21 protein-coding genes and 1 pseudogene are annotated in these 24358 nt (G+C 65.5%); 14 read left to right on the forward strand and 8 right to left on the reverse strand.

Annotation, left to right across the window (positions count from 1 at the left end; genetic code table 11):
- Window positions 1-72: 72 nt before the first annotated feature.
- The 5 genes from ACFVTE_RS02905 to ACFVTE_RS02925 form a co-directional block, all read right to left on the reverse strand.
- Window positions 73-1086, reverse strand: coding sequence for a pirin family protein (locus tag ACFVTE_RS02905; protein WP_387096583.1), 1014 nt, complete (start codon window positions 1084-1086; stop codon window positions 73-75).
- Entirely contained in the window at window positions 1083-1628 is a 546-nt protein-coding gene (locus tag ACFVTE_RS02910; RefSeq protein WP_387096585.1) for a carboxymuconolactone decarboxylase family protein, read from the reverse strand. Before ACFVTE_RS02910 ends, ACFVTE_RS02905 begins: the two co-directional genes overlap by 4 nt.
- Window positions 1629-1758: 130 nt before the next feature.
- Window positions 1759-2394, reverse strand: coding sequence for an alpha/beta hydrolase (locus ACFVTE_RS02915; protein WP_387096588.1), 636 nt, complete (start codon window positions 2392-2394; stop codon window positions 1759-1761).
- A gap of 13 nt (window positions 2395-2407) precedes the next feature.
- Complete coding sequence (locus ACFVTE_RS02920) at window positions 2408-3379, reverse strand: ring-cleaving dioxygenase (protein WP_387096591.1); 972 nt, start codon at window positions 3377-3379, stop codon at window positions 2408-2410.
- A gap of 167 nt (window positions 3380-3546) precedes the next feature.
- Window positions 3547-4089, reverse strand: coding sequence for a YceI family protein (locus tag ACFVTE_RS02925; protein WP_387096594.1), 543 nt, complete (start codon window positions 4087-4089; stop codon window positions 3547-3549).
- Window positions 4090-4270: 181 nt separating this feature from the next.
- On the opposite strand from ACFVTE_RS02925, the gene ACFVTE_RS02930 reads away from it, so the two are divergent.
- Window positions 4271-5329: a maleylacetate reductase gene (locus tag ACFVTE_RS02930; RefSeq protein WP_387096597.1), complete on the forward strand. Its 1059-nt coding sequence runs from the start codon at window positions 4271-4273 to the stop codon at window positions 5327-5329.
- Window positions 5310-5921, forward strand: coding sequence for an NADPH-dependent FMN reductase (locus ACFVTE_RS02935; protein WP_387096600.1), 612 nt, complete (start codon window positions 5310-5312; stop codon window positions 5919-5921). The genes ACFVTE_RS02930 and ACFVTE_RS02935 overlap by 20 nt, the downstream gene beginning before the upstream one ends.
- Window positions 5922-6253: 332 nt before the next feature.
- Here ACFVTE_RS02935 and ACFVTE_RS02940 read toward each other — a convergent pair whose 3' ends face one another.
- A complete protein-coding gene (locus ACFVTE_RS02940; RefSeq protein WP_387096602.1) occupies window positions 6254-7687 on the reverse strand; it encodes an amino acid permease in 1434 nt (477 codons plus the stop codon).
- Between the two features lie 160 nt (window positions 7688-7847).
- Complete coding sequence (locus ACFVTE_RS02945) at window positions 7848-8798, reverse strand: LysR family transcriptional regulator (RefSeq protein WP_387096605.1); 951 nt, start codon at window positions 8796-8798, stop codon at window positions 7848-7850.
- 96 nt (window positions 8799-8894) lie between these two features.
- On the opposite strand from ACFVTE_RS02945, the gene ACFVTE_RS02950 reads away from it, so the two are divergent.
- The 12 genes and pseudogenes from ACFVTE_RS02950 (at window position 8895) to ACFVTE_RS03005 (ending at window position 23722) form a co-directional block, all read left to right on the forward strand.
- Complete coding sequence (locus ACFVTE_RS02950; protein ID WP_387096607.1) at window positions 8895-10100, forward strand: NAD(P)/FAD-dependent oxidoreductase; 1206 nt, start codon at window positions 8895-8897, stop codon at window positions 10098-10100.
- Between the two features lie 49 nt (window positions 10101-10149).
- A complete protein-coding gene (locus tag ACFVTE_RS02955; RefSeq protein ID WP_387096610.1) occupies window positions 10150-11568 on the forward strand; it encodes a 2-oxoadipate dioxygenase/decarboxylase family protein in 1419 nt (472 codons plus the stop codon).
- A 25-nt stretch (window positions 11569-11593) separates the two neighbouring features.
- Entirely contained in the window at window positions 11594-13132 is a 1539-nt protein-coding gene (locus ACFVTE_RS02960; protein WP_387096613.1) for an aldehyde dehydrogenase family protein, read from the forward strand.
- Between the two features lie 91 nt (window positions 13133-13223).
- Entirely contained in the window at window positions 13224-14573 is a 1350-nt protein-coding gene (locus ACFVTE_RS02965) for an FAD-binding oxidoreductase (protein ID WP_387096616.1), read from the forward strand.
- A 32-nt stretch (window positions 14574-14605) separates the two neighbouring features.
- Window positions 14606-15526 carry a LysR family transcriptional regulator gene (locus ACFVTE_RS02970; protein WP_387096619.1) on the forward strand — a complete coding sequence of 307 codons (921 nt, stop codon included), beginning with the start codon at window positions 14606-14608 and terminating at the stop codon, window positions 15524-15526.
- Window positions 15527-15557: 31 nt separating this feature from the next.
- On the forward strand, window positions 15558-16730 hold the full coding sequence (locus ACFVTE_RS02975) for a Glu/Leu/Phe/Val dehydrogenase (RefSeq protein WP_387096622.1): 1173 nt from the start codon (window positions 15558-15560) through the stop codon (window positions 16728-16730).
- A 781-nt stretch (window positions 16731-17511) separates the two neighbouring features.
- Window positions 17512-18114 (forward strand): TetR/AcrR family transcriptional regulator, encoded by a 603-nt coding sequence (locus tag ACFVTE_RS02980; protein WP_387096625.1) that lies wholly within the window; start codon window positions 17512-17514, stop codon window positions 18112-18114.
- A 159-nt stretch (window positions 18115-18273) separates the two neighbouring features.
- Window positions 18274-18522 (forward strand): annotated as a pseudogene (locus ACFVTE_RS02985) (MFS transporter); the annotation flags it as partial.
- Window positions 18523-18625: 103 nt separating this feature from the next.
- Entirely contained in the window at window positions 18626-19636 is a 1011-nt protein-coding gene (locus tag ACFVTE_RS02990; protein ID WP_387096628.1) for an MFS transporter, read from the forward strand.
- A 19-nt stretch (window positions 19637-19655) separates the two neighbouring features.
- Entirely contained in the window at window positions 19656-20384 is a 729-nt protein-coding gene (locus tag ACFVTE_RS02995) for an SDR family NAD(P)-dependent oxidoreductase (RefSeq protein WP_387096630.1), read from the forward strand.
- Between the two features lie 5 nt (window positions 20385-20389).
- Window positions 20390-21313 carry an NADP-dependent oxidoreductase gene (locus ACFVTE_RS03000; RefSeq protein ID WP_387096633.1) on the forward strand — a complete coding sequence of 308 codons (924 nt, stop codon included), beginning with the start codon at window positions 20390-20392 and terminating at the stop codon, window positions 21311-21313.
- 252 nt (window positions 21314-21565) lie between these two features.
- On the forward strand, window positions 21566-23722 hold the full coding sequence (locus ACFVTE_RS03005; RefSeq protein ID WP_387096636.1) for a glycogen debranching N-terminal domain-containing protein: 2157 nt from the start codon (window positions 21566-21568) through the stop codon (window positions 23720-23722).
- Window positions 23723-23890: 168 nt separating this feature from the next.
- Here the strand turns inward: ACFVTE_RS03005 and ACFVTE_RS03010 are convergent, their stop codons facing one another.
- Window positions 23891-24358 (reverse strand): nuclear transport factor 2 family protein, encoded by a 468-nt coding sequence (locus ACFVTE_RS03010; RefSeq protein ID WP_387096639.1) that lies wholly within the window; start codon window positions 24356-24358, stop codon window positions 23891-23893.

The raw sequence follows: 24358 nt of genomic DNA on the forward strand, positions 1-24358 counted from the left end.
GGCGGCGTTCGGGTGCGTTCCGGACGGTGATGGTGGTTTCGTTCTCCAACAGGACTCTCCTGGGGTTGTGCTTCAGCCGCGCGGGCGGAGCTGGACGTTGGGCAACTCCGGCGCGGGCAGCGGATCGGGGTAGCCGTCGGGGTAGGGCCCGAAGCGGGGGTAAGGTGCGCCGTCGGGGTAGGTGTTCCCGGCCGGAGGCTCGGCCGTTTCGGCGCCGATCTCGGCCTGCCAGGCGGCGCGGTAGGCAACCATCTCGTCGTGGGTGCGTCCGACGAAGTTCCACCACATCACGATCTGTTCACCCAGTGGCTGCCCGCCCAGGATCAGCACCCTGGCGGGGGTCTGCCCGGCCTGCAGGACGATGCCGCTCCGGCCGGGGGCGAGGTAGTGGAGGTGGTCCACGGCCATGGCCGTAGCATCGAGGGAGAGTTCACCGGTGTCGAGCAGGATCCCGTGTTCAAAGGACGGGTCAAGGTCCAGTTCGAGGCGGGCACCTGCCCTGAGGACGGCCTCGGCACCGAGCAGCGGCGGGGTGTGGGTGGCCACGGGCGAGGAGGAGCCGGCCAGGGAGCCGATGAAGACGCGCAGTTCGGTGCCGTCGCCGGAGACGGGTTCCGGGGGGTAATGCTCGAAGGTCGGGGCCATGTTTCTGGTGGCGTCGGGCAGGGCGTACCAGAGCTGGGCGCCGTGCAGGATGCCCGTGTCCGGGGTGGAAAACTCCTGATGGGAGATCCCCCGTCCGGCGATCATGAGGTTGACCTCCCCGGGCCTGACAATTGCTTCATAGCCGGCGGAATCGCGGTGGGCGATCTTGCCGGTGAACAGCCAGCTCACCGTGGCCAGGCCGGTGTGGGGATGCCGGGGAACCTTCATGCCCCCGGATTCCGGGACGAGGTCAGGGCCGTAGTGGTCCAGGAAGCACCACGCACCGATCAGGCTGCGCTGCTTCTGGGGAAGGGTGCGACGGACCGGCATGGCGCGCGGCCCGCCCAGGGGAACTTCCCGTGGAACCAGGACCTCCACCTCGTCCGTGCCGGCACCCTCGGTGCAGATAATTTCCTCGGGGACTGTTTCGAGGTTGCTCATGACAGGACCCCGGCGGAAGCCTGGGACGCGGGCTCCGTCTGGTCAATGGTGCCGGCCAGGGGGCGGCGGGGACGGACAGGGTGGCCGCTGAGGACGGAGACACGGTTGAAGGCATTCATTGTGATCGCGCACCACTGCAGCGCCGAGAATTGCGCGTTGGTGAGGACAGTGCGGGCTGCGGCCAGCTCGGCCGGAGTGTCGTGGTCGTGCAGGGCGGTTGCGGCCTCGCCGATTGCCAGGGCGGTTGCGGCCTCGCCGATTGCCAGGGCGGCGCGTTCGATGGCCGTGAAGATCCCGGCTTCACGCCAGGCGGGCAGCACGGCCAGCTGCTGGGCGCCGACGCCGGCCTCGCGGGCCAGCCGGTCGTGGAGGTCCAGGCAGTAGGCGCAGCCGTTCAGTTGGGAGACCCGGACATTGAGCAGCTCCACGACCGCCCGGCTCAGGCCCGCAGCTTCGGCGGAAGCGGAGACCTTCAGTGCCAGGCCGTTCAGCGCCCGCCAGCTGCCGGGATCGGATTTGTCCAGAAAAAATGAACCGGCCATAACACTCCCTCATACGGCACGGCAGCGATGGCCGGTGCAGCGTCCTTGGCCTGCCGGTCGCGGTGGGCGAACGGGCAGGGCCCTTTCATGATCCTTGCAATAGGGACGGGGCGGAGGCAAGGCCGCCCCGTTAGCGGTTGCGGGCGAGCCAGTCCTTTGCGGCGTCCAGGTCCCCGGGATGGATGCCATGCCCGCCGGGGCGCAGCACCTGCTCCACGGTTGCTCCGTGAAGGTTGAGTTCGGTGATGAGCGTGGTCACGCTGGCCAGCGGGGCCATGGCGTCAGTATCGCCGTTCAGGGTAAGGATCCGGCTGCCGGCCAGGCCGGCCGGGCTGGTGCGCTCACCGAGCGGGTACATCCCGGAGAACGCGATGACCCGGTTCAGGTCCCCGGGATGAAGGATCGCGGTGGCGAGGGCGATGTTGGCGCCGTTGGAGAAACCGACGGCGATGATCTGCCGGGCACCGAGGCCGTAGTGGTCACGGGCCGCGGCTATGAAGCCGGCCAATTCCCCGGCGCGGCCGATGACGTCGTCAATGTCGAAGACGCCTTCGCCGTGGCGGCGGAACCAGCGCAGCATGCCGTGTTCCTGCACCCGGCCCCTGGGGGCGAGGATCCCCGCGTCCGGGTCGAGGGCGCCGGCGAGGGAGGCGATGTCACGTTCGTTGCTGCCGGTCCCGTGCAGCATGAGCAGCACGGGACTGTCCCCGCGGCCGGGCGCGTAGACGTGCGGCCAGGCCGTGACCTCGGCGTTGGGTGTGGTCATGTCCTCTGGGCTCCTAGCGTCCGGCCAGTGCCGGGTTGTTTTCGCCCGGGAGCTGGATGCGGGCCACGGAGCCTTCGATTGCTTCGCGGGAGGGCTCCATCCACGGCGGAAGCTTCAGGGAGCGACCCAGTTCCAGAAGGGGTTCGTCGATGTCGAAGCCGGGGGTGTCGGTGGCGATCTCGAACAGGACCCCGCCCGGTTCGCGGAAGTAGATGGACGTGAAGTACTGCCGGTCCAGGATCTCGGTTACCGCATAGCCGCGTTCGGCCAGGTCCTGGCGCCAGAGCTCCTGGGTTGCGGTGTCCGGCACCCTGAAGGCGATGTGGTGGACGGTGCCGCCGGCGACCAGGCCTGAGGGTCCCCTCGGGTCGGCGACGACGTCGACGATGTTGCCGGCACCGCCCGTGCCCGCTTCCAGGCGGGTCCGGTGGGCGGTCTCGCCGGTGATGCGCAGGCCCAGATCCTCGGTCAGCACCCGCAGCGTGCGTTCCGGGTCCCTGACCGTGAGCACGGAGGAATGCTGGCCGCGGACGGCGTATTCGGCCGGAACCGAGGCCGAGTCCCACGGGTTGCGGGGGTCGGTGGTTGAGGAGGCGACCAGGTCAAGCTGCAGGCCGTCAGGGTCCCGGAGGGACAGGCGCTCCTCGTCCGGGGAGACCCGGGAGATGGTGGAGTTTACGCCCAGGGTGTTGAAGTGGTTCTGCCACCAGCCCAGGGTTCCGGCAGGGACGGAGAAGGCCGTGGTGGTTGACTGTCCGGAGCCGATCCGGCCCGGCGCGACCTTGCCCCAGGGAAAGAACGTCATCAGCGAACCGGGGCTGCCTGCCTCGTCACCGTAGTACAGGTGGTAGGCCGACGGGGCGTCGAAGTTCACGGTCTTCTTCACCAGGCGGAGCCCGAGGCCCCTGATGTAGAAGTCGATGTTGGCCTGCGGGTCACCGGCGATCGCGGTGACGTGGTGCAGACCGGAAGTGTGTGCGGTCATGATGTTTCCTCCGGGTTCAGTTGGTGTCCCGGTCGACCCTTCCGGCGGCCGGTATGCATGCAAAGGCATCTACTTTAGGTGATATTCCCGCCCGTTTTCCATGAAGTGCGGCGGTGGTTCCGGCCGCCCGCGCAGTCAAGGCACGGGCGGCCGGGTCTTGGGGGCCCTTAGTTGGCGGAGAGCACGAAGGCGGCGTCGACGGTGATGGCGACCTTGTCACCGACCAGGACAGCGCCGGCTTCCAGGGCAGCGTTCCAGGTGATGCCGAACTGCTTCCGGGAGATGACGGTGGTGGCGGAGAAGCCGGCGCGGGTGGCACCGAACGGATCCACGGCAGCACCGCCGAATTCAACGTCGAACTCCACCGGCAGGGTGGTGTCCTTGATGGTGAGGTCGCCGGCAAGCTTGGACTGCTCGGCCGACCCCTGGGCTCCGGAGGAGCGGAAGATCATCGCGGGGAACTGCTCGACGTTGAAGAAATCGGCACCCTTGACGTGGGCATCGCGGTTGTCATCGTTCGAGTCGAAGGACGCCGTGTTGATGGTCGCGCTGACCGAGGACGAGTCGACGCCTTCACCGATCACCAGCGTGGCGTCGGCCTCGGTGAACTGGCCACGGACCTTGCTGACGCCTGCGTGGCGGACAACGAAGCCGATCTCGGTGTGGGCCAGGTCAAGGTTCCAGGTGCCGGGGGTGAGTTCAACAGACATTTTGTTCCTCCTAAGTAATCCAGCGGGAAGGTCCCGCCGATACATGCATTTGCATCTACTTTGACGGAGTTTGGTTGAACTGTCAAGTGTGTTCTGGGGCACGTACGCTGCCCGGGCCGGCCCCGGCCGGTCCGGCCTATACTCGGCGATGTCGTCTACCTCCGAACCGGAAGTTTTAGTCATGGGCATGGATTTTGAACACAACACCCTGGGCCAGCGCGTGCTGTTCGGCACCGGCAAGGCCGCGTCGAACCTGGCCGCCGAGGTGGCCAGACGGGGGGCCAGGAGTGTCATGATGATCTCCTCCGCATCCGAGGCGGCGCGCCTGGCAGGCGTGACAGACGCAATCGAGGTGGCCCTCCACTACGAGGACGTCGCCCCGCACGTGCCGGTGGAGAAAGCCGAGAAGGCCCGGGCGGCCGCGGCAGCGCACGGAATCGACCTGCTCGTTTCCGCAGGCGGCGGATCAACCACAGGCCTGGCCAAGGCCATCGCGCTGACCATGCGCCTGCCCATCATTGCCATCCCGACAACCTACGCCGGGTCGGAAGCGACCAACGTGTGGGGAATGACGGAAGCCTCCCGAAAAACGACCGGCGTAGATGAGGCTGTTCTGCCGGCGACCGTCATTTACGACGCGGAGCTCAGCCTTGGCCTGCCGGTCGAACTGTCAATGGCCTCCGGCCTCAACGCCCTGGCGCACTGCGTCGATTCCATGTGGGGCCCGCGGGCCGACCCGATCAATGCCGCCTTCGCGGCCGAAGGGATCCGGGCGCTGAACCTCGCACTGCCGGCCATCAGGACCGATCCGCGAGACGTGGAGGGGCGCGAGCGGGCCCTTTACGGCGCGTACATGGCCGCGGTGGCATTCGCCTCCGCAGGATCCGGGATGCACCACAAAATCTGCCACGTCCTCGGCGGCGCCTACAACCTCCCCCACGCCCAGACCCACACCATCATCCTTCCGCACGTGCTCGCCTTCAACGCCCCCTTCGCCCCGGACGCCGAGGACCGGATCGCCGCCGCGTTCGGCGCAACCACGGCACTGGGAGGACTCAGCGCACTCAGGGAAACCCTCAACGCCCCCACAGCCCTAAAAGACTACGGCCTGCCCGAAGAAAGCATCCCCGAAGCGGCCCGCCTGATCCTGCCCGCCATCCCGGCATCGAACCCCCGCGAAGTCACTGCCGAAGCCCTCGAAAACCTCCTCCGCAATGCCCATGCCGGGAGCCTCCCATAGCGGACTCCGGAAACCGTCCGGGTTCCGTAACGGCCCGAATGGAAGCCCGCGCGTGACACACAACCACCAGGTCGCCGAGTGGGTTCTTGAGCAGTCCGCGGTCCGCGCCGACGCCGAGTTCGAAATCGTCGACATCGCCGACTTCAACCTCCCGGTCCTGGACGAGGCCTACCCGGCCGCCTACCAGAACTACCAGAACGACCACACCAAGGCATTCTCAGCAAAGATCGCCGAATCCGACGGCTACATCTTCATCGTCGCCGAATACAACCACTCCATCACCGGCGCCCTGAAGAACGCCCTCGACTACCTCAACGTCGAGTTCAACAACAAGGCCGCCGGCTTCGTCTCCTACGGTTCCAAGGGCGGCGCCCGCGCCGTCGAGCACCTGCGTGGCATCGCCTCCGAACTGCAGCTGGCACACGTCCGCAACCAGGTCATGTTCTCGATATTTACTGACGTTGAGGACTTCACCACCTTCAAGCCCACTGACCAGGCCGCCTCCGCTCTGACGCCAATGCTGGACCAGTTGATTCTCTGGACCCGCGCCATGGAGTATGCCCGCAGCGAAGCACTCGTCACCGCCAACTAGCACCCGCTTCCCCCGCGCCGACCAACTGAATACCCGGCGCAACACCGAAAAAGCCTCAGGACACGGCAACGGCCTCCTGGGGCTTTTTCTGCACGCACTTCGGGCCGAATTGCAGTACCCGCAGCGTCTTGAAAAACAACAGCCGTTCGAGACACTGATCGGCCTTCGAAGAGCTCTACGGTATCGGCTCGGCGACGGGTGTCTTTCTGTCTCGGAAAGCTGTCTCGGCGGGAGATGTGATCGTTTGACTCACACCCCACACTGACTCTTGCGGCAATTGTCTAACGTCGTCTGCGCGGTCACTAATGAGCCGCACGGTAGGAACGGGCCGCCTATTTCCCCGGTACGGCAGTTTGAGGAGCGGCGACTCCCGTGAGGGCGCTTTCGCCGGGAGCCTCTTCATTGACGGAAGAAGTCTGGACAGCCGAGGAACGGTCCCGCCGTCGCACGACGAGGTACAGGCCCAGCACCACCGCCCAGGAGAGGCAGCTCAGTGCCAGTGAAATTTGGGTGCTGCCGGTGATGGCCATCTGGACGAGGACAGCGGCGATCCCGGTGGTCGTGAGGATGGATAGCCCGGGGAAGAGCCACATCTTCACCTTCAGTTCGTTTTCCTTGGCGCGCCGGCGCAGGACGATCTGGGAAAGGGCTATCAGCAGGTAGACGAAGAGGATGATGGCGCCGGAGGAATTGAGCAGGAAGAGGAAGACGCCGTCAGGGGATATCGCGGCGGCGATCACGCATAGGAATCCGACCACCGAGGAAGCGAGGATTGCGGCCATTGGTACCCCGCGCCTGTTGACCCGGGTCAGGGCGCCGGGTGCTTCGCGCCTGGCAGACAGGACAAACAGCATTCTGGAAGATGTGTAGAGGCCGGAGTTCAGGCAGGAAAGTACAGCGGTCAGGACCACGGCGTTCATGAGGGTGTCGGCGAAGGGAATGCCCATCACGGTGAAGGCCGTGACGAACGGGGATGCACCGAGTTCGGTGGAGTTCCACGGCACAATGACGGCGAGGAGGAATACCGAGCCCACGTAGAAGATGGAGATCCGGGCCACGACTGACTTCATGGCTTTGGTGACGGATTGAACGGGATTCTTGGTTTCGGCCGCGGCGATGGTGGCGACTTCCGCGCCGACCATTGAGAAGATCACGACGACGATGGCCGAGAAGATAGCCCCGGGGCCGTGCGGCATGAAGCCGTCATGGCTGACAAGGTTGCTGAAGTCCATCGCCCTGCCCGGCCAGAAGCCAAGGACGAAGGCTCCTCCGAGGACGAGGAAAACGATGATTGCGGCCACTTTGATGCCGGCGAACCAGAATTCGAATTCTCCGAAGGAGGAAACGGAGAACAGGTTGGTGCAGGTCATCAGCACCATCAGTGCGAGCGAGAGGACCCACAGCGGGGCGTCGATCCAGTAGGAGAGGACCTTCGCGCCCGCCACGGCCTCGAAGCCGACGACGATAACCCAGAAGTACCAGTACAGCCAGCCCACTGAAAATCCGGCCCATCCCCCGAGGGCCCGGCGGGCGTAGTCGGCGAAGGAACCGGTGGATGGGCTGGATGTTGCCATTTCGCCGAGCATGCGCATCACCAGAATCATGAGTACGCCGGTGATTCCGTAGCTGAGGAAGGCTCCCGGGCCAGCGTCGTTGATCACGACCCCTGAGCCGACGAAGAGGCCGGCGCCGATGACCCCGCCGATCGCGATCATGGTGAGTTGGCGTGGTTTGAGGTTCCTGTGTAGCTGAGGTTCAGAATTCATTGGGCGTTCATGCCTCCGTCTGTTTCCGGCCGGACTTGTATTGTTTGTCCCCCGCGTGTTGTTGCTTCAACGACTATGGAGGAACGCCAACTGTGACGGGAAGCACTCGAGGGCGAGGGGTAGTGGCCCTGCCGCAACCGATTCTTTCGCTCGGGAAACGTCAGCGGCTAAAGCCGGTGGTAGGTCGCGGGTCTTTAGCCCGTCCTGCGCCGGGGCGGAAGGCATGTACCAACGCGTCCCGAACGGCGCGCACACTGCCACGTTCGAGCGCCGAGGAGCGCACGATGGCCACGATGCTGCGGCTCGGTTCCCCGGGCAGAACGGCTGTCGGAGCGGCCGTTGGCCGGAGCCCAATCATGAGGGGTGTGGCGAGGGTGATGCCAATCCCGGACTCAGCGAGGGCGATCGAGACAGCTGTATCTGTCACGAGGTGCTGGACGTTCGGTTCGATGCCGGACCGGGCGCAGGCAAACCTGCAGGCCCGGCCAAAGTAGGTGTCCACCGGAGGAAGGATCCAGTCACTGCTGTTGGCATGCTCTATCAGCGCCTGGGCTGTGCGCAGATGTTCCCGTTCGGTGGGCGGCACGATCATCAGGAACGGCTCCTGATGCAGCGTTTGGGACTCCACCCCGCGCAGGGGGGCCTGCGGCGCATCGCCGTAGTTCAACCCCAGGGCGATATCGATCCGGGACTCCTGGACTGCCAGGGGCATAGTTTCGACATCGACTTCGACCGCCTGGACGGCAACGTTCGGCGCGGAGTTCCGCAGGTAGCTGATGGCCGGCTGCATCGCCGAAACCGCCGCCGACCCGAAGACGCCCACGGACACTACGGCCCGCTGCTGCGTCTGGGGTCCACTGAGGGCCGCGGCGGCCCGGCGCTCGTCCTCGAGGAGCACTGCCGCATGGCGCAACAGTGTCAGGCCCGCGTCCGTCAGGGTGACTCTGCGCCCGTCCCGGGCAAATAGAGGCCTTCGAATACTGCCCTGCAGCGCCGACATCTGCTGGGACACAGCACCGGCAGTGAAACCAAGGGCCTCCGCCGCGGCCGTCATGGTCCCCAGTTCTGCCACCACTTTGAAGGTCCTCAGCTGCTCAAACGTCCACTTCATATAGAGAATCTAAACGATCTGTTGAAAATTTATCGATAGACCTAAAAGCACGTGTCCGTCCAAGCTTGTTCCAAGACAGGCTTTTGGGAGGAAAACATGCAGATCAAGCACGTGGACAATGTGGTCCCGCTGGTCAAGTCACCTGCGGCTCCGCTTCCGGCGGAGGCAGACGTGGTTATTCTTGGCGGCGGGATCATGGGCACCAGCATTGCCTTTCACCTGGCTGAGGCCGGGGTACGCAAGACCGTCCTTATCGAGCGCAATACACTCGGTTCCGGCTCCTCGGCAAAGCCATTGGGTGGAGTCCGGGCGACGTTCTCCGATCCGGGGAACATCCGGCTCGGGCAGCGCAGCCTGGAGGCCTACGAGCGTTTCGGCGAGAAGTTCAGGGCCGACATCGGACTCCGGCAGGTGGGATACCTCTTCCTCTGCCGCACCGAGGCAGAATTGTTCGAGGTCGAGGCCAGCACGCACATCCAGAACTCGCTGGGCGGCTCCAGCCGCATGGTGTCACCGGCGGAAGCCCGGCAGATCAACCCGTTCCTTGACCCGAGCGTCCTGCTCGGAGCCTCCTACTCGCCCAGGGACGGGTTCGCGGAGCCGTCCAAGGTGGTGCGCGCCTACGCGGGGGCTGCGCGGGAACTGGGCGCCACGGTATGCGAGGACACCGAGGTACTGGATATCGACGCCGGCGGCGGCGCCATACGCGCTGTCCACACCAACCGCGGCACGATCCGTACGGGCACAGTCATCTGCGCCGCCGGGGCCTGGTCGACCAGGCTGGGGGCGATGGCAGGGGTCCATCTGCCCATCGAGCCGGTCCGGCGGCAGATCGGGATGACGGCCCAGCGCGATGTCGCATTCCCCACTGTCCCCTTCACGTTGGACCTCTCCACCACGCTGTACTTCCACAACTACCTCAACGGCATGCTGCTGGGCATTTCCAACCAGGATCAGCAACCGGGGTTCTGCCGTGAATTCGACTACCAGTGGGTTCCGGCCTTCAACCGGGCGGCGGACATTGTGGCACCGGGTCTTGCTCATCAGGAACTGGAAGTCGGTTGGGCGGGCCTGTACGAAAACACCCCCGACCATAACGCCATGATCGGTTCCTCCGACACCGTGGAGGGGTTCATGTACGCCACGGGTTTCTCCGGCCACGGATTCCTGCAGGGGCCGGCCGTGGGCGAGCTCGTCAGGGACATGTACCTCGGCCGGGAGTCCTTCATGGATCCGGAACAGTTCAGTGCCGCCCGTTTCGCCGGCGAACTGTCCCGCGTGAAGGAAGTCCACATCATCTAGGCCTCACTTGGCATCCCCAAAGAAGAAACCAGGTTTGAAAGGAAAGCCCATGCCAACAACAACGAAGCTGCAGCTGTGGGAGCTGAGGGCAGAGTTCGCCCTTCGCCTTGCCACCCTGTACGGCAACGAAGTTCCCGCCTACAACACACTGGTGGATGTCTCCCGGGAGGTGAACGAGGACTTCATCCGCAGGAACGGCCAGCACGCCGAGCGACTGGGCAGCGTTGAGCGGGTCACGGCCGAACGCCACGGCGCCATCCGCGTCGGATCCCCGAAAGAACTCGCCCAGGTCGCCAGGATCTTCGCCGCCTTCGGCATGAATCCTGTGGGTTTTTACGACCTCCGGGACGCCTCGAAGAGCTCCGTCCCCGTCGTCTCCACCGCGTTCCGCCCCATCGACGAGCAGGAACTGGCCAGGAACCCCTTCCGCGTCTTCACCTCGATGCTCGCCCACGACGACCGACGGTTCTTTGACGAAGAGACACAGCACCAGCTGGAGGCCTTCATCGGTGCACGGACCCTGTTCCCGGACGAGCTGCTCGACCTGGCCGACAAGAGCGCCGCGGAAGGCGGACTGGACGAAGGTGAGGCCGAACGCCTGCTCGACCTGGCCACCGCTTCCTTCAAGCTCTCCCCCACCCCGGTTGACCACGACTGGTACTTCAAACTGGAAGCCATCTCCGCGGTGGCTGCCGACATCGGCGGCGTTCCCTCCACCCACATCAACCACCTCACGCCCCGCGTGCTGGACATCGATGACCTGTACGCCCGGATGCAGGCACGCGGCATCACCATGATCGACGAGATCCAGGGCCCGCCCAACTGGGAAAGACCGGATGTCCTGCTCCGCCAGACCTCGTTCCGGGCCCTTGCCGAGGAGCGCACCTTCCGTCATGCCGACGGCGGGATCCGCCCGGGATCGCTGCGGGTCCGATTCGGTGAAGTGGAACAGCGCGGCATTGCCCTCACCGAAAAGGGCCGGAATCTATACGACCGGATGGTCGCGGAGGTGGACACCTGGCTGGCCGCCAGCCCTGCCGGGAGAACCCGCGCCGAAATCGCGGAGCAGGTCTGGCGGAAGCACCTTCCGGACACCGAGCGGGAACTGGCTCTGCAGGACCTGGCCTACTTCACCTACCGCCCCGCAAACCCCGCGGCGGCCCCCCGCACGGGTTCCGCGACTCTGCGGGAGCTCGTCGAGACAGGCGCCCTGGTCCCGGAACCCATCGTCTACGAGGACTTCCTGCCGCGTTCAGCAGCGGGAATCTTCCAATCAAACCTGACCGACGACGGGTCCCGTGATGACGGGCAGGCAGGCACTTCCTACGACATCAACCGTCTGTCCGAAGTCCTGGGTCGGCGGATCCATGACCCCCACGAGCTGTACTCAGCACAACGGTCCACGTCCCTGGTGCAGGCCGAGCGCGCCCTCGGCGTCACCATTACCGATCTCCCGTTTCAGCACTAACTCTCCAACCCGAAGGAAGTCCCCCATGACCACCATTGCCCCCGCCCTGCCGGCCACGTCCGAAATCACCGCTGAAGTCCGCAAGAGCCTTCAGGCCATCGGCGTGGACCCGGCCCTCCTGGCAGGCCCGCGCGAAACCCGTACGCCCATCACCGGTGAAGTCATCCTTTCCACCGCAGTCCACAGCGACGACGATATCGAGGCAGCCATCTCCACCGCCGCCGAAGCGTTCAAGACCTGGCGCAACGTTCCCGCCCCCGTCCGCGGCGCCTTGGTCAAGCGCTGGGGCCAGCTGCTCACCGAACACAAGGAGGACGTGGCAGCCCTCATCACCGCCGAAGTGGGCAAGATCCGCTCCGAGGCCCTCGGCGAGGTACAGGAAATGATCGACATTGCCGACCTCGCGGTCGGCCAGTCCCGCCAGCTCTACGGCAAGACCATGCCCTCGGAACGACCCGGGCACCGGCTGGCAGAGACTTGGCACCCGCTCGGCGTCGTCGGCATCATCTCCGCCTTCAACTTTCCGGTGGCAGTGTTCGCCTGGAACGCCGCCCTCGCCCTCGTCGCCGGAGACACCCTGGTGTGGAAGCCCGCCGACGCCACTCGCCTGTCCGCCCTCGCCGTCGACACCCTCCTCGCCCGCGCCGTCAAGGACGTGGGGGCACCCGCCGGGATCCACCACCTGCTGCTGACCGACCGCACCGGCGGCCAGAAGCTTGTGGAGGATCCGCGCATCGCCCTTGTCTCCGCCACCGGCTCGGTCCGCATGGGCCAGGAGATTGCCCCGACCATCGCCAGGCGGTTCGGTCGTGCCCTGCTGGAACTCGGCGGCAATAATGGCGCCATCGTGGCCCCCTCCGCGGACCTGGACCTGGCCCTTCGCGGCATCGTCTTTGCCGCCGCCGGCACGGCCGGCCAGCGCTGCACCTCACTGCGCCGGCTCTTCGTGCACTCCTCGATCGCCGAGACCCTGATCCCGCGGATCGTCGAGGCCTACCGCACCCTGAACATCGGCAGCCCCACCCAGGAGGGAACGCTCGTGGGACCGCTCATCAATGCCGGCAGCTTCAAGGCGCAGCAGGATGCCTTGGCCCAGGCGGTCGCCGAAGGCGGCGAAATCGTCCAGGGCGGCAACCGCGTCCTGGCGGAGGAGCACCCGGAAGCCTTCTACGTGGAACCGGCCGTCGTCCGCATGCCCGGCCAGACCGCCGTCGTCCATGACGAAACGTTCGCCCCCATCCTCTACGTCATGACCTACGAAACCCTCGAAGAGGTCATCGCGATCCACAACGCCGTCCCGCAGGGCCTGTCCTCTGCCATCTTCACCCAGGACCAGACCGAAGCGGAACTGTTCCTCTCGGCCAGCGGTTCGGACTGCGGCATCGCCAACGTGAACATCGGCACGTCCGGCGCCGAGATCGGCGGCGCCTTCGGCGGTGAAAAGGAAACCGGCGGCGGACGCGAATCCGGCTCGGACTCGTGGAAGGCCTACATGCGCCAGGCCACCAACACCATCAACTTCTCAGGCCAACTCCCCCTCGCCCAGGGCGTCACCTTCATCTAGCCAGTTGTGCAGGCGGCGGCCGCACGCCGCCGCCTGCACAAACCCATTCACAAACTTCCAGGGCACCGCCCACCCAGTAAGGACACCACCCGTGACAACCGTCCAGGAACTCCGCCACCACCTCGGGCCCCAAGTACTGACCGACCTGGCCGACCTCGCCCGCTACAGCCGGGACGCTTCACGTGCCGTTCCGGCGGGCCTGCCGGCAGCGGTAGTAACGGCCCGTTCCACCGACGACGTCGTTGCCGGGGTCAACTGGGCCGCCCGGCACCAGGTCCAGGTCTCCGTCCGGGGTGCCGGGACCGGCCTGGCCGGAGGAGCCGTCGCCTATGTAGGCGGACTGGTCATCTCCCTTGCCGGGATGAATACCATCACCGGCATCGACCCGGACAACCGCCTCGCGCAGGTCCAGGCAGGGGTCGTCACCGCCGACCTTGACGCCGCTGCCGCCGAGTACGGCCTGATGTACGCCCCGGACCCGGCGAGCTACCGCCAATCCACCATCGGCGGCAACATCGCCACCAACGCCGGAGGCCTGCGCTGCGTGAAATACGGCGTCACCAGCGACAGCGTGGCCGGCCTTGAGGTGGTCCTGGCCAACGGAGACGTCATCACCACCGGAGCAAGGACACGCAAGAACGTAGCCGGCTACGACCTCACCAGCCTTTTCGTCGGCTCCGAAGGGACCTTGGGGATCGTCACCGGCGCAACCCTGCGCCTGGTTCCCCGCCCTGGGGGCAAAGCAGTCACGTTCCGCGCGACCTTTCCGACAGCTGCTTCAGCCGGCCAAGCCGTTGCCGCCATCATGGGCAGTTCCCTGGTTCCCGACGTCATGGAACTGATGGACCGGGCGAGCGTTCGGATTGTCGAACAGTTCCACCCGACAGGCCTGTCGACAGAAGGCGCCGCCATCCTGGTGGGCCAGTTCATCTCCCCCTTATCCGAAGCCGATGCCTCTGTCGCGGCCGCTTTGTGCACCAAGGCCGGCGCCACCGCCGTCGAACAGGCCGACGGGGACGTCCTGCTCGAAGCCCGCCGCGTGTCAGGTAAAGCGCTCGACGCACGCGGGTTACGCGCCTCGTGTGATGTCGCCGTCCCCATCTCCAGGCTCGCCGACATGTTCGTCGCCCTTGAACGGATCGGCGCCGCCAACAACGTCGAAATCCCATCATTCGCCCACGCCGGCGACGGAAACCTGCACCCCTCCGTCGTTATCGCGGACGAATCGCCCGAAGCCTACGCAGAAGCAGAGCGCATCCTCGACCTCATCACCGACCAGGCAATCCTCCTGGGCGGCACCATCAGCGGGGAGCACGGGATCGGCTCGCTCAAGGTGGGAGCCCTCGGCAAGCAACTCGACCCTGCGACGTTGGCTGCGCACCGCCTCATCAAATCGGCTTTCGACCCCCTGGGGATCCTGACCCCGGGCCGGGCCGTCTAGCGGCAGCACCGGCCAAGCGCGAAGTGGGAACCATGGTCAATCCCCTGCATCTGCGGACCTTCCTCGTTGTGATCAGGACCGGGTCATTCGCCGAGGCCGCACGGTCTCTCGGCTACACAGGCTCCGCTGTCTCGCAGCAAATATCCTGCCTGGAACGGTCAGTAAAGCTGACGCTCTTCGAACGGGACGCCCACGGCATCAGGCCAACACCCTCCGCCGGGTTCCTCGCCGAACGCGCCCAAAACATCCTGGCCGCCTTCGCCTCCTTCGAGGATGAAGTGAAGGCAATGTCTGAAGGAAACTACGGGCAGGTCCGGCTCGGCAGCTTTCCCACGGCCAGCCAACAGCTTCTTCCGTCCTCGCTCGCCACCTTTGCCCGGACGCACGGTGACGTGGGCATCGACCTCGACGAGGGCGAACCGGACACCCTTATTCCCCTGCTCCTGGACCGCGAACTCGACCTGGCGATCGTCTACCACTACGACCTCGCGCCCCAAACGTGGCCGAAGGCACTCAGAGCCGAGCCACTCCTCGACGAGGAACTGGTCCTGTTGCTGCCACCCGGGCACCGCTTTACCGATTCGGAGATCTCCCTCAACGATCTGGAAAAAGAAACCTGGGTGGCTACGGGTGAACGGACCTCAGGCGCCCGGTCCCTCCGCAGGGCCTGCGCAGCAGCCGGATTCCAGCCCTCGGTGCACTACCGAAGCGATGACTACGACGTCATCAAAAGATTCGTCGCCACCGGCTTGGGCGTGGCCCTGGTCCCCGCACTGGGACATACAGCAGGATCCGTCGCCACCGCCACAGTAACTGACCTTCAGGTACGTAGGCACGTTGTGGCCCTGCACCCGCCCAGCACCATCAACCCTGCGGTGAAGAGGGCAATAACAGCCCTCAAAACCGCCAGCGCCGAAGCCGCGCAACGCCTTCCCGGCGTCCACGTCGCCTGAACCAACCCTTTCCAGAACAGGAGCATCGAAAATGACCGACAGCACTTTCTCACTCGTTGACCAGTGGGGACCCGAAAAGATCGTGGTCGTCTCCGACCGCAGAACCGGCATGCGCGGCGTCCTCGTCATCGACAACACCGCGCGGGGAACAGGCAAAGGCGGCACCCGCATGAGCCTCAGCCTCACCATCCAGGAAGTCGCCCGCCTGGCCCGCACCATGACCTGGAAATGGGCCGCAGTGGACCTGTTCCACGGCGGCGCCAAAGCAGGCATCCTCGGAGACCCGGCCGACCCGAACAAGGAAGCCATCCTGCGAGCCTTCGCCAGGACGCTGGCCAACGAAGTCCCCGCCGAGTACGTCTTCGGCCTCGACATGGGCCTCACCGAAGAAGACGCGGCACTCTTCCTCGACGAACTGGGCGACCGCGGAGCCTCCACCGGACTGCCACGCGCATTGGGCGGGCTCCCCTACGACCAGCTCGGTGTGACGGGATACGGCGTTGCCGAAGCAGCTGAAGCAGCCGCCCAGAACCGCGGCATCAGCCTTCAGGACGCACGGGTCTCAATCCAGGGCTTCGGCGCCGTCGGCCAGGCGGCTGCAACCCGACTCCGGGACCTGGGAGCCGTCGTCGTAGCCGTCTCCACAGCCAACGGCGCCGTACACGACCCCAACGGCTTGGACCTCGACAAGCTTTTGGAACTCCGCGCAGCCACCGGCGACGCCTGCGTTCAGCACTACGGTTCCGTGCTCCCGGCTGATGCTGCCCTGGATGTGGACGCGGATGTCCTCATCCCCGCCGCGCGGGAAGACACCATCAACGACGTCGTCGCAGCCAGCACCAATGCCAGACTCATCGTAGAGGGGGCCAACCTGCCCACCTCCCCCACATCCAGGCGCATACTGCACGAACGGGGAATCATCGTGGTGCCCGACTTCATCGCCAACGCCGGCGGGATCGTGGCGGCCGCCCACTCCATGGCCGCACGCTACTCCCCATTCGTCGTCGAACCCGCCGACATCTTCACAATGATCTCCGACAAGCTAAGGGCCAACACAGCCGCAGTCCTGGACAAGAGCCGCGACGCGGGGGTCACTCCGCATGAGGCAGCCTACGCCCTGGCTGAAAAGCGCGTGCTCGATGCCATGAAACTTCGCCGCCAAGTGCCCCAAACCTCCACCGAGAGAATCGACGTACTCGTCTAAGCGGTCAGGACCACTGCGCTGAGGTATACGCTCACCGACGGGGCTTGGCCCAGATCCGGGCCAAGGCCCCGTTGCCCCATAACGTCCGCAACGACCGCCGGCACTATGACGGGCTGAGCCATGTTTGCTTACACCCCAGCTGACATGGGGGTGGCTGGCCAAGGAGGATGCGCCTGTCGGCGGAGCTCAGGACTTGTTCTCCGATACTTGGAGAGCCGCGAGAAGTGACTTTGCCAGCCCCTGCCCCGAGAATTTTCCATCGAGTTCCGATTCTTTGGGCCTATTCGGTGATTCTCGGTCCACCGCACCCCGGTCCTTGCCCCTCCCGACTGTCAGGATGGGTTCTGAGAGCACCATTGCGCGACTGTCAATGAACGGGATTTTCGCCCCATTCTGACGCCGACGCAAACGGGGAGGTGACCTCCGAGAAGCCTTGACGGGTGCGGCCTGAAGCGGACCTCCTAGGGCTTCTGGTTCTCTCTCGGCCAGGGCCGATGGCTGCTTGACCAATATCCGCTATCGGCGTTTGGGCCGGGACGTCATTAGAAGATAGATTCGCGCATCCAGTCACGGGAATGGCAGCCCACAACCGGCAGGCCGGGTTCGGTTGCCGAATCGCCGCTCCCGGAAAGGTGTCGAACACGACCGCTCCGCCGCATGATGCTCCCTTCACGGAAAGCGGGGGCGGCGCCCGCACCGTCGGGTCACACAAACATCACTCATGGCCTAGCGGTGTACAGAACAGTTTCGTACCCTTGGATTGAGACGCAAGGAGGGGACCATGATGGCAGCTGCTACCCCCGGAACGACGGTTCCGGCTCTTGATCCCGCGCGTGAGCGCGCCATCCTTGCGGGAACACTCGAGGTGCTGGCGGAGGCGGGGTATGACGCGATGCGCCTGGATGCCGTGGCTTCCAGAGCGAGGGCGAGCAAGGCCACGCTCTACCGGCACTGGTCTGGGAAGGCCGACCTTGTCGTGCACGCGATCAGGTCATTCGAACGCCTCGATGACCTCGTGACGGAGACCGACACCGGCAGCCTCCGCGGCGACATGCTCGCGATCCTGCGGGCCATGACTGACACCATGACCGGCCCGGCCGGGCAGATCATGACCGGTGTGATGATCGTGATGCAGCGCGATCCCGAACTCGCCGACGCCGTCCGTACGTCGATTCTGGACGACCGGCAGCACATCATCCGGCGAATGCACGACCGCGCCATCGTCCGCGGCGAGCTCGCCGCGGATGCCGACACGGGACTGTTCGACGAGATCGCGCCCGCTGTCCTATTCACGCGAATCTTCGTCCAGGGCAGGTCAATCGACGAGGGTGATCTCGTCCGTCTCACCGACGACATCCTCCTTCCCCTGATGACGCGACGCTGATTCCCAGGAGAGCAGGCCCGCATGTCACAACCGCAACAGTCGCCGTCTGAATCCCTCCAGCCGGTGCCGCCGCCGGTCGGGGATGCCGGTACGGGAGGTCCTGAGGCGGGAACTCCCATGCGCTGGGCAGTGCTCGTCGTCATCGTCACCGCGCAGCTCATGATCGTGCTCGACGGGACGATCGTGAACATCGCGCTTCCGACCATCCAACGGTCGTTGCATATGTCCGACCTCGACCGGCAGTGGGCGATCACTGCCTACGCCCTCACGTTCGGCGCGATGCTTCTGCTCGGCGGCCGGATCGCCGACTTCACCGGGCGCAAGCGCGCCTTCATTATCGGCCTGATCGGATTCGCGGTCGCGTCGATGCTCGGCGGAGCCGCGATCAATGAGCCTATGCTCGTCGGGGCGCGGGCACTGCAGGGACTGTTCGCCGCGCTGCTGGCACCGGCCGCGTTGTCGCTTCTCAGCGTCACATTCTCGCAGGGCAGCGCGCGCCCGGGCATTCGCCGTGTATGGGGCCATCGGCGGCGGGGGGAGTGCGATCGGCCTGATCGTCGGTGGCGTGCTGACCGAGTACGCCTCGTGGCGCTGGACTCTGTTCGTGAACGTGCCGATCGCCCTGGTCACAGCCGCCACCGCCGTCCGCGTGCTCCGGGAGAGCAAGGCGGCGGGCGAGACGAAGTACGACATCCCCGGCGTGCTCGCGTCCGCCGCCAGGCTCGCCGCGCTCGTCTACGGGTTCACGAAGGCGAACACCGACGGGTGGGGCGCGCCCACGACCTTGGCCCTCCTACTCGGCGGGATCGGCCTGCTCGTGCTCTTCGTCCTCATCGAGCGCAGGGCCTCGCATCCTCTTCTCCCGCTGCGCGTCGTGCTCCACCGCAACCGGGGCGGGTCGTATCTCGGCTCCCTGCTGATGGGCGTGGGGATGTTCGGGGTCTTCTTGTTCCTCACGTACTACCTGCAGCAGATCCTCGGCTACACCGCCCTCGAGTCGGGCCTTGCCTTCCTCCCGTTCACCGCCGCCGTAGTCCTCGGGGCGACGATCTCGGGGCGCCTCCTTCCCCGAGTCGGACCGCGGGTACTGATGTCCGCCGGGTTCGCGATCGCGGCGGGCGGGCTGGTGCTGTCCTCCCGATTTGAGCTCGACTCGTCCTACGTCTGGCAGGTGGTCCCGGCCGAGGTCGTTACTGCCGCTGGTCTCGGCCTGTTCTTCGGGCCACTGGCGTCGACCGCCCTTACCGGCGTCGCGAATCGTGACGCGGGAGTCGCCTCCGCGCTCGTGAACACGACGCAGCAGATCGGCGGTGCCCTCGGCACCGCGATCCTGGTCGGCTTCGCAACCTCCGTCACAACGGGCTACGTCGCCACAAATTCGGTTACGACCGACGGGTACACCTCCGCGTTCGCGCTGAGCGCAGGCATCCTCGCGGTCGCGGCCGTCATGATTGGCCTCCTCATCCAGGGCAAACGACCCGCGGCCAAAGACTCGGCCGCTGCCGGCCGACCTGCGACATGAACATGGAACGGTCATCGCAATGACGAAGATCAGGGGTGGGTCGGTGCTCGTCAGCGGTGCGAGCCGCGGGCTGGGACGGGCGCTCGTCGAAGAAGCGGTGGCGCGCGGAGCGACCCGTGTATACGCCGGATTCCGCGAGCCCGCGACGTCCACGGACCCGCGGGTGGTGCCGGTGCTTCTCAACGTCATCGACGGTGAGCAAATCCGCGCCGCGACTGAGGCGGTCTCTTCGCTCGACGTCCTCATCAACAACGCCGGCGTCGCGTTGCGACCGGACGACCTGAGCAACCGGGCGCTGCTGGAGCGTCATTTCGCTGTGAACTTCTGGGGCGTGTACGACCTGACCCGCGCCCTGATACCGGCGCTGGCCGCCTCTGGCGGCACGGTGCTCAACGTGTTGTCGACCGCCTCGTGGGTAAGCCTTCCCATGCTGCCGGGCTACTCGGCATCCAAGGCGGCCGCGTTCTCACTCACACAGGGTCTGAGAACGAGCCTCGCTGCCGACGGCATCCGGGTCAGCGCCGCCATGGTCGGCGCCGTCGACACGGACATGACGCGAGGCTTCCCGGGCGCCAGGCCGTCGCCCGCGGACGTCGCGGCGCGAATCCTCGACGGACTGGAGCGGGACGAGGACGAGATCTTCCCGGATGCGGCGTCCGCGGGCTTCGCGGACGTCTGGCGGTCGAGCGCCTTCAAGGCGATGGAGGAGACCTTCGCCGGCCGGCGAAGGGGTAGAAAGGAGAGGTGACAGTCATGCCGAAGGCAGTGAGGTACGACGAGTTCGGCGGAATCGACGTTCTGCGCGTCGAGGACGTCGAGCGACCGGTTCCCGGCAGCGGAGAGGTGCTCGTGCGGGTGAAAGCGACCGGCATCGTCATCAGCGAGTCATCCATCCGCACGGGCGCGGTAGCGAACATCTTTCCCTCGACATTCCCATCGGGCCAGGGCAGCGACCTCGCCGGGGTGGTCGAGGAGGTTGGCGAAGGCGTCGTCGGGTTCACAGCCGGCGACGAAGTAATCGGCTTCAGCGACAGACGGTCAGCACAGGCCGAGCTGGTGGTCGTCGACGCCGAGCACCTCACACCCAAGCCGAACGAAGTACCTTGGGATGTCGCAGGCGCCCTGTACGTCGTGGGCGTGACCGCCACAGGCGCCGTGCGCTCGGTGAACCTGAAGCCAGGCGACACGGCCGTCATCGCGGGCGCAGCCGGCGGAGTCGGATCCCTCGCCGTGCAGCTCGCACACCGCGCCGGGGCGACGGTCATCGCACTTGCAAGCGAAACCAACCACGACTGGTTGAAGCGCCACGGAGCGATCCCCATCGCCTACGGGGAAGGAGTCGGCGACCGGATAAGGGATGCCGCACCGCAGGGAGTCGACGCGTTCATCGACCTGCACGGCGGCGGATATGTCGACCTCGCCCTCGAACTCGAGGTCGTGCCCGAACGGATCGACACCATAGCCGACTACGCCGCAGCTGCGAAGTACGGGGTGCAGACCCACGGCGGAGCCGAAGCCGGCCCCGCCGTCCCGATCCTCGCCGAACTCGCCGGACTCATCGCCCATGGAGAGCTCGAACTACCGATCGCGAAGATCTATCCGCTCGACCAGGTCCGTGAGGCCTATAAGGAGCTCGAGCTACGGCACACCCACGGGAAGATCGTCCTCATTCCGTAAGCGCATCCGGGCCGAGTTGCCTCCGGTGGAGCGTACGTTTCCCGACGCAGAACGGGCAGAACGTTCCACGGGCATCCACGGATGCCGAGTTGCCTAGAAACGCCGTCGCGTGGCTGCTGATATCTATCGGCTCTATACCTGTTGGGGGCTGGAAGTGGATCCCGTGCAGGGGTAGCGTCGTTTCAGGCGGCTGGACTGGGACAAGACTCGGGCAGGCGCTGTGCTTGGCGTCATTTCCGTAGAGGAGTCAGGATGGCTGGGTGGAATGTTGACACGGATGCCGGGCCACTGGGTCCCGGCGCGGTCACTCTCGTGGAGGGGTCAGCGTTCTGCATTTCCTCCTCTAACGGCGACATCTATCCCGAGTCCCCGCATGGTGTGTTCGTGGAGGACACACGCATCCTGTCGCGGTGGTATCTGACTGTTAACGGGGAACCGCTGGAGCCCCTGGCGGCCCATACCAAGGAGCCGTACCGGGCGCTTTTTGCCGGCCGCGTTTCGCGGCCCGATAGTCATGCTGACAGTCCCCTTATCGTCGAGCGGCTCCGGGAGGTAGGCGCCGGAATCCTGGAACGGATCACGGTCCGGAACTTCTCTTCCTCCCCTGCCGAGTGTGTGGTCTGTTTGCAAGTTGATGCCGACTTCGCTGATCTCTTTGAAGTGAAGGAGGCCCGCGTCCAGCGGCGGTGGGAACAAGCCCGGGACGCGCAAGGGGACTGCCTGGTTATCCGGTCTATGTGGCAGAACGTCGAGAAGGGCGTCGTCGTGTCGGCCGAAGCGGCAGCCGTAACTGCCGAAGCCCTGACCTTTCGCACCATCGTCCAGCCGCACGGGCACTGGAGCACCACGGTGAGTGCCGTGCCCACGGGCGCTGGTGACGGCAAAGGTCAGTCGTTCGTGCGCCCAAACGAAGGTGAGCTCTCACCACGCGATCTCCGCCACCAGGATTGGGTGTCGAAGATCCCGGTGGTGAAGAGCGGGAACCCTTCGATCGAACGTACCCTTCGCCGCAGCTACGACGACCTCGGAGCACTCAGAATCGAAGATCCTGACCACCCAGACCGGGTCGTGGTTGCTGCCGGAGCGCCATGGTTCATGGCGCTCTTCGGGCGCGACTCACTGTGGGCCTCCCTCATGGCACTGCCCGTGGACCCCTCCCTTGCCTTCGGCACCCTCCAAACCCTCGCCGACCGACAAGGCCGCGTGATTGATGTCATGACTGAAGAAGAGCCAGGTAAAATCCTGCACGAGGTGAGGTTCGACGTCTCCAGCAGCCTGGCCCTCGGTGGCAAATCCGCCTACTACGGCAGCATCGATGCCACTCCCCTGTTCGTCGCACTGTTCGGCGAAATCTGCCGATGGGGTTTCGCGCCAGAAACCATCACCAGCCTTTTACCCCATATCGACCGGGCCCTGGAATGGATCCGCGACTACGGCGACAAGGACGGGGACGGCTTTGTCGAGTACGAGCGCCTGAACGACCGCGGCCTGATCAACCAGGGCTGGAAGGACTCCTGGGACGGCATCAACTTCGCTGACGGCACCCTGGCCGAACCGCCCATCGCCCTGTGCGAAGTCCAGGGGTATGTCTACAGCGCCTATCTTGCCCGTTCCTGGATGGCCTACGACGCCGACGACCAGGTTCTGGGGGCTCATTACCGGGACCTCGCGGCACAACTAAAAAAGAGGTTCAACGAACAGTTCTGGCTGCCGGACCGCGGCTACTACGCGATCGCCCTGGACCGCGACAAGAGGCCGGTCGATGCCTGCGCGTCGAACATGGGGCAGTGTCTGCTGGCTGGGATCGTGGACCAGGACAAGGCCGCCTTGGTGGCCCAACGCCTGATGTCCCCGGAAATGTTCAGCGGCTGGGGTGTCCGGACCCTCGCCAGCGACATGGGCGCCTACAACCCCGCCAGCTACCACAATGGATCCGTCTGGCCGCACGACAACGCGATCATCACGGCCGGACTGCTACGGTACGGCCTCATCGAGCAGGCACAGCGGATCTCCACCGCCCTGTTCGAGGCCGCAGAGTACTCAGGCGGCCGGCTGCCCGAACTGTTCTGCGGCTTCAGCCGGGAACAATTCGATGAACCTGTCCCTTATCCCACGGCATGCTCACCACAAGCCTGGGCCGCGACCACCCCCATCCAGCTGATCAAGGGCCTGATGGGCTACTACGCAGACGTAGGCCACGGCGGACTCTGGCTGAACCCGGTACTCCCCGAATCGTACGGCGACCTGCACATCACCAACGCGCCCATGGCAAACAGCCGGATTACCATCGATATCTCAGGTTCAACCGCCACAGTCAAAGGCCTACCGAATGGCATGCAATTCCACCAGGGCATCAGACCATGGGCAGCCGACCTCGTGGAACGGACCAGGACACCAAGAAAGACATAGCGCAACGGGTCCGGGATCCGGCCAGGGGCGGACCGACCCGACGGGACCAATCTCCGCCAGCGCGTCGGTGCGGACGACCACGCCACTGAAGTTGGTGCCCCCGCCCTGGCAGGACGCCACGCTCGGTGGGGTGCTGCAGGAGTCCGGGCTGCGGTTCTGGCGGATTGGTCAGGGCTTAGATGGCCGCGTTTCGGTCCAGTCGACCATGAGTTGGCGTTCGGCGAATAGCCATTGGCCCTGCTGTTTGACGAATTCGTCGAGGTAGCGGATCGACGCGAGCATCATGCTGCGCTTCCCGTGTTCATCGACCGAGAGGTGATGGGCCAGGCAGTAGCTTTCTCCGGCCGCCCGGTCCCCGTCCAGGGAGATGATGCTTTGCCCGTTGAAGTGGGTGGTGGCGGTGTAGGTGTTGAGGTTATCGAATACCGGGGCTAGTGATTCGCGTCCGTGCAGTTCCTGGGTAGGCTCGGAGGCTGTGGGGTCCATGAACACGATGAAGCGGGTGTCGGCGGTGAACAGAGCCGTCTGGCCCGGGGTGTCGCGCCGATCCGCGCACTGGGCGTAGGAGTCGATCAGCTCGCGAATGGCCAGCCGGTCGGCGGCTTCCTGGGGTGCGATCATCTCGTGGAACGCCAT

It is taken from the genome of Arthrobacter sp. NPDC058097, from assembly GCF_042884885.1.
In the GTDB taxonomy this organism is placed as follows: Bacteria; Actinomycetota; Actinomycetes; order Actinomycetales; family Micrococcaceae; genus Arthrobacter.

Bases quoted from the DNA above. Each gene is read 5' to 3' on its own strand.
- ACFVTE_RS02905 (WP_387096583.1), bottom strand. From the start codon at position 1,086: ATGAGCAACCTCGAAACAGTCCCCGAGGAAATTATCTGCACCGAGGGT.
- ACFVTE_RS02930 (WP_387096597.1), top strand. From the start codon at position 4,271: ATGGGCATGGATTTTGAACACAACACCCTGGGCCAGCGCGTGCTGTTC.
- ACFVTE_RS03010 (WP_387096639.1), bottom strand. From the start codon at position 24,358: ATGGCGTTCCACGAGATGATCGCACCCCAGGAAGCCGCCGACCGGCTG.
- ACFVTE_RS02935 (WP_387096600.1), top strand. From the start codon at position 5,310: ATGCCGGGAGCCTCCCATAGCGGACTCCGGAAACCGTCCGGGTTCCGT.
- ACFVTE_RS03005 (WP_387096636.1), top strand. From the start codon at position 21,566: ATGGCTGGGTGGAATGTTGACACGGATGCCGGGCCACTGGGTCCCGGC.
- ACFVTE_RS02920 (WP_387096591.1), bottom strand. From the start codon at position 3,379: ATGACCGCACACACTTCCGGTCTGCACCACGTCACCGCGATCGCCGGT.
- ACFVTE_RS02950 (WP_387096607.1), top strand. From the start codon at position 8,895: ATGCAGATCAAGCACGTGGACAATGTGGTCCCGCTGGTCAAGTCACCT.
- ACFVTE_RS03000 (WP_387096633.1), top strand. From the start codon at position 20,390: ATGCCGAAGGCAGTGAGGTACGACGAGTTCGGCGGAATCGACGTTCTG.
- ACFVTE_RS02940 (WP_387096602.1), bottom strand. From the start codon at position 7,687: ATGAATTCTGAACCTCAGCTACACAGGAACCTCAAACCACGCCAACTC.
- ACFVTE_RS02915 (WP_387096588.1), bottom strand. From the start codon at position 2,394: ATGACCACACCCAACGCCGAGGTCACGGCCTGGCCGCACGTCTACGCG.
- ACFVTE_RS02925 (WP_387096594.1), bottom strand. From the start codon at position 4,089: ATGTCTGTTGAACTCACCCCCGGCACCTGGAACCTTGACCTGGCCCAC.
- ACFVTE_RS02970 (WP_387096619.1), top strand. From the start codon at position 14,606: ATGGTCAATCCCCTGCATCTGCGGACCTTCCTCGTTGTGATCAGGACC.
- ACFVTE_RS02910 (WP_387096585.1), bottom strand. From the start codon at position 1,628: ATGGCCGGTTCATTTTTTCTGGACAAATCCGATCCCGGCAGCTGGCGG.
- ACFVTE_RS02960 (WP_387096613.1), top strand. From the start codon at position 11,594: ATGACCACCATTGCCCCCGCCCTGCCGGCCACGTCCGAAATCACCGCT.
- ACFVTE_RS02995 (WP_387096630.1), top strand. From the start codon at position 19,656: ATGACGAAGATCAGGGGTGGGTCGGTGCTCGTCAGCGGTGCGAGCCGC.
- ACFVTE_RS02955 (WP_387096610.1), top strand. From the start codon at position 10,150: ATGCCAACAACAACGAAGCTGCAGCTGTGGGAGCTGAGGGCAGAGTTC.
- ACFVTE_RS02980 (WP_387096625.1), top strand. From the start codon at position 17,512: ATGATGGCAGCTGCTACCCCCGGAACGACGGTTCCGGCTCTTGATCCC.
- ACFVTE_RS02975 (WP_387096622.1), top strand. From the start codon at position 15,558: ATGACCGACAGCACTTTCTCACTCGTTGACCAGTGGGGACCCGAAAAG.
- ACFVTE_RS02945 (WP_387096605.1), bottom strand. From the start codon at position 8,798: ATGAAGTGGACGTTTGAGCAGCTGAGGACCTTCAAAGTGGTGGCAGAA.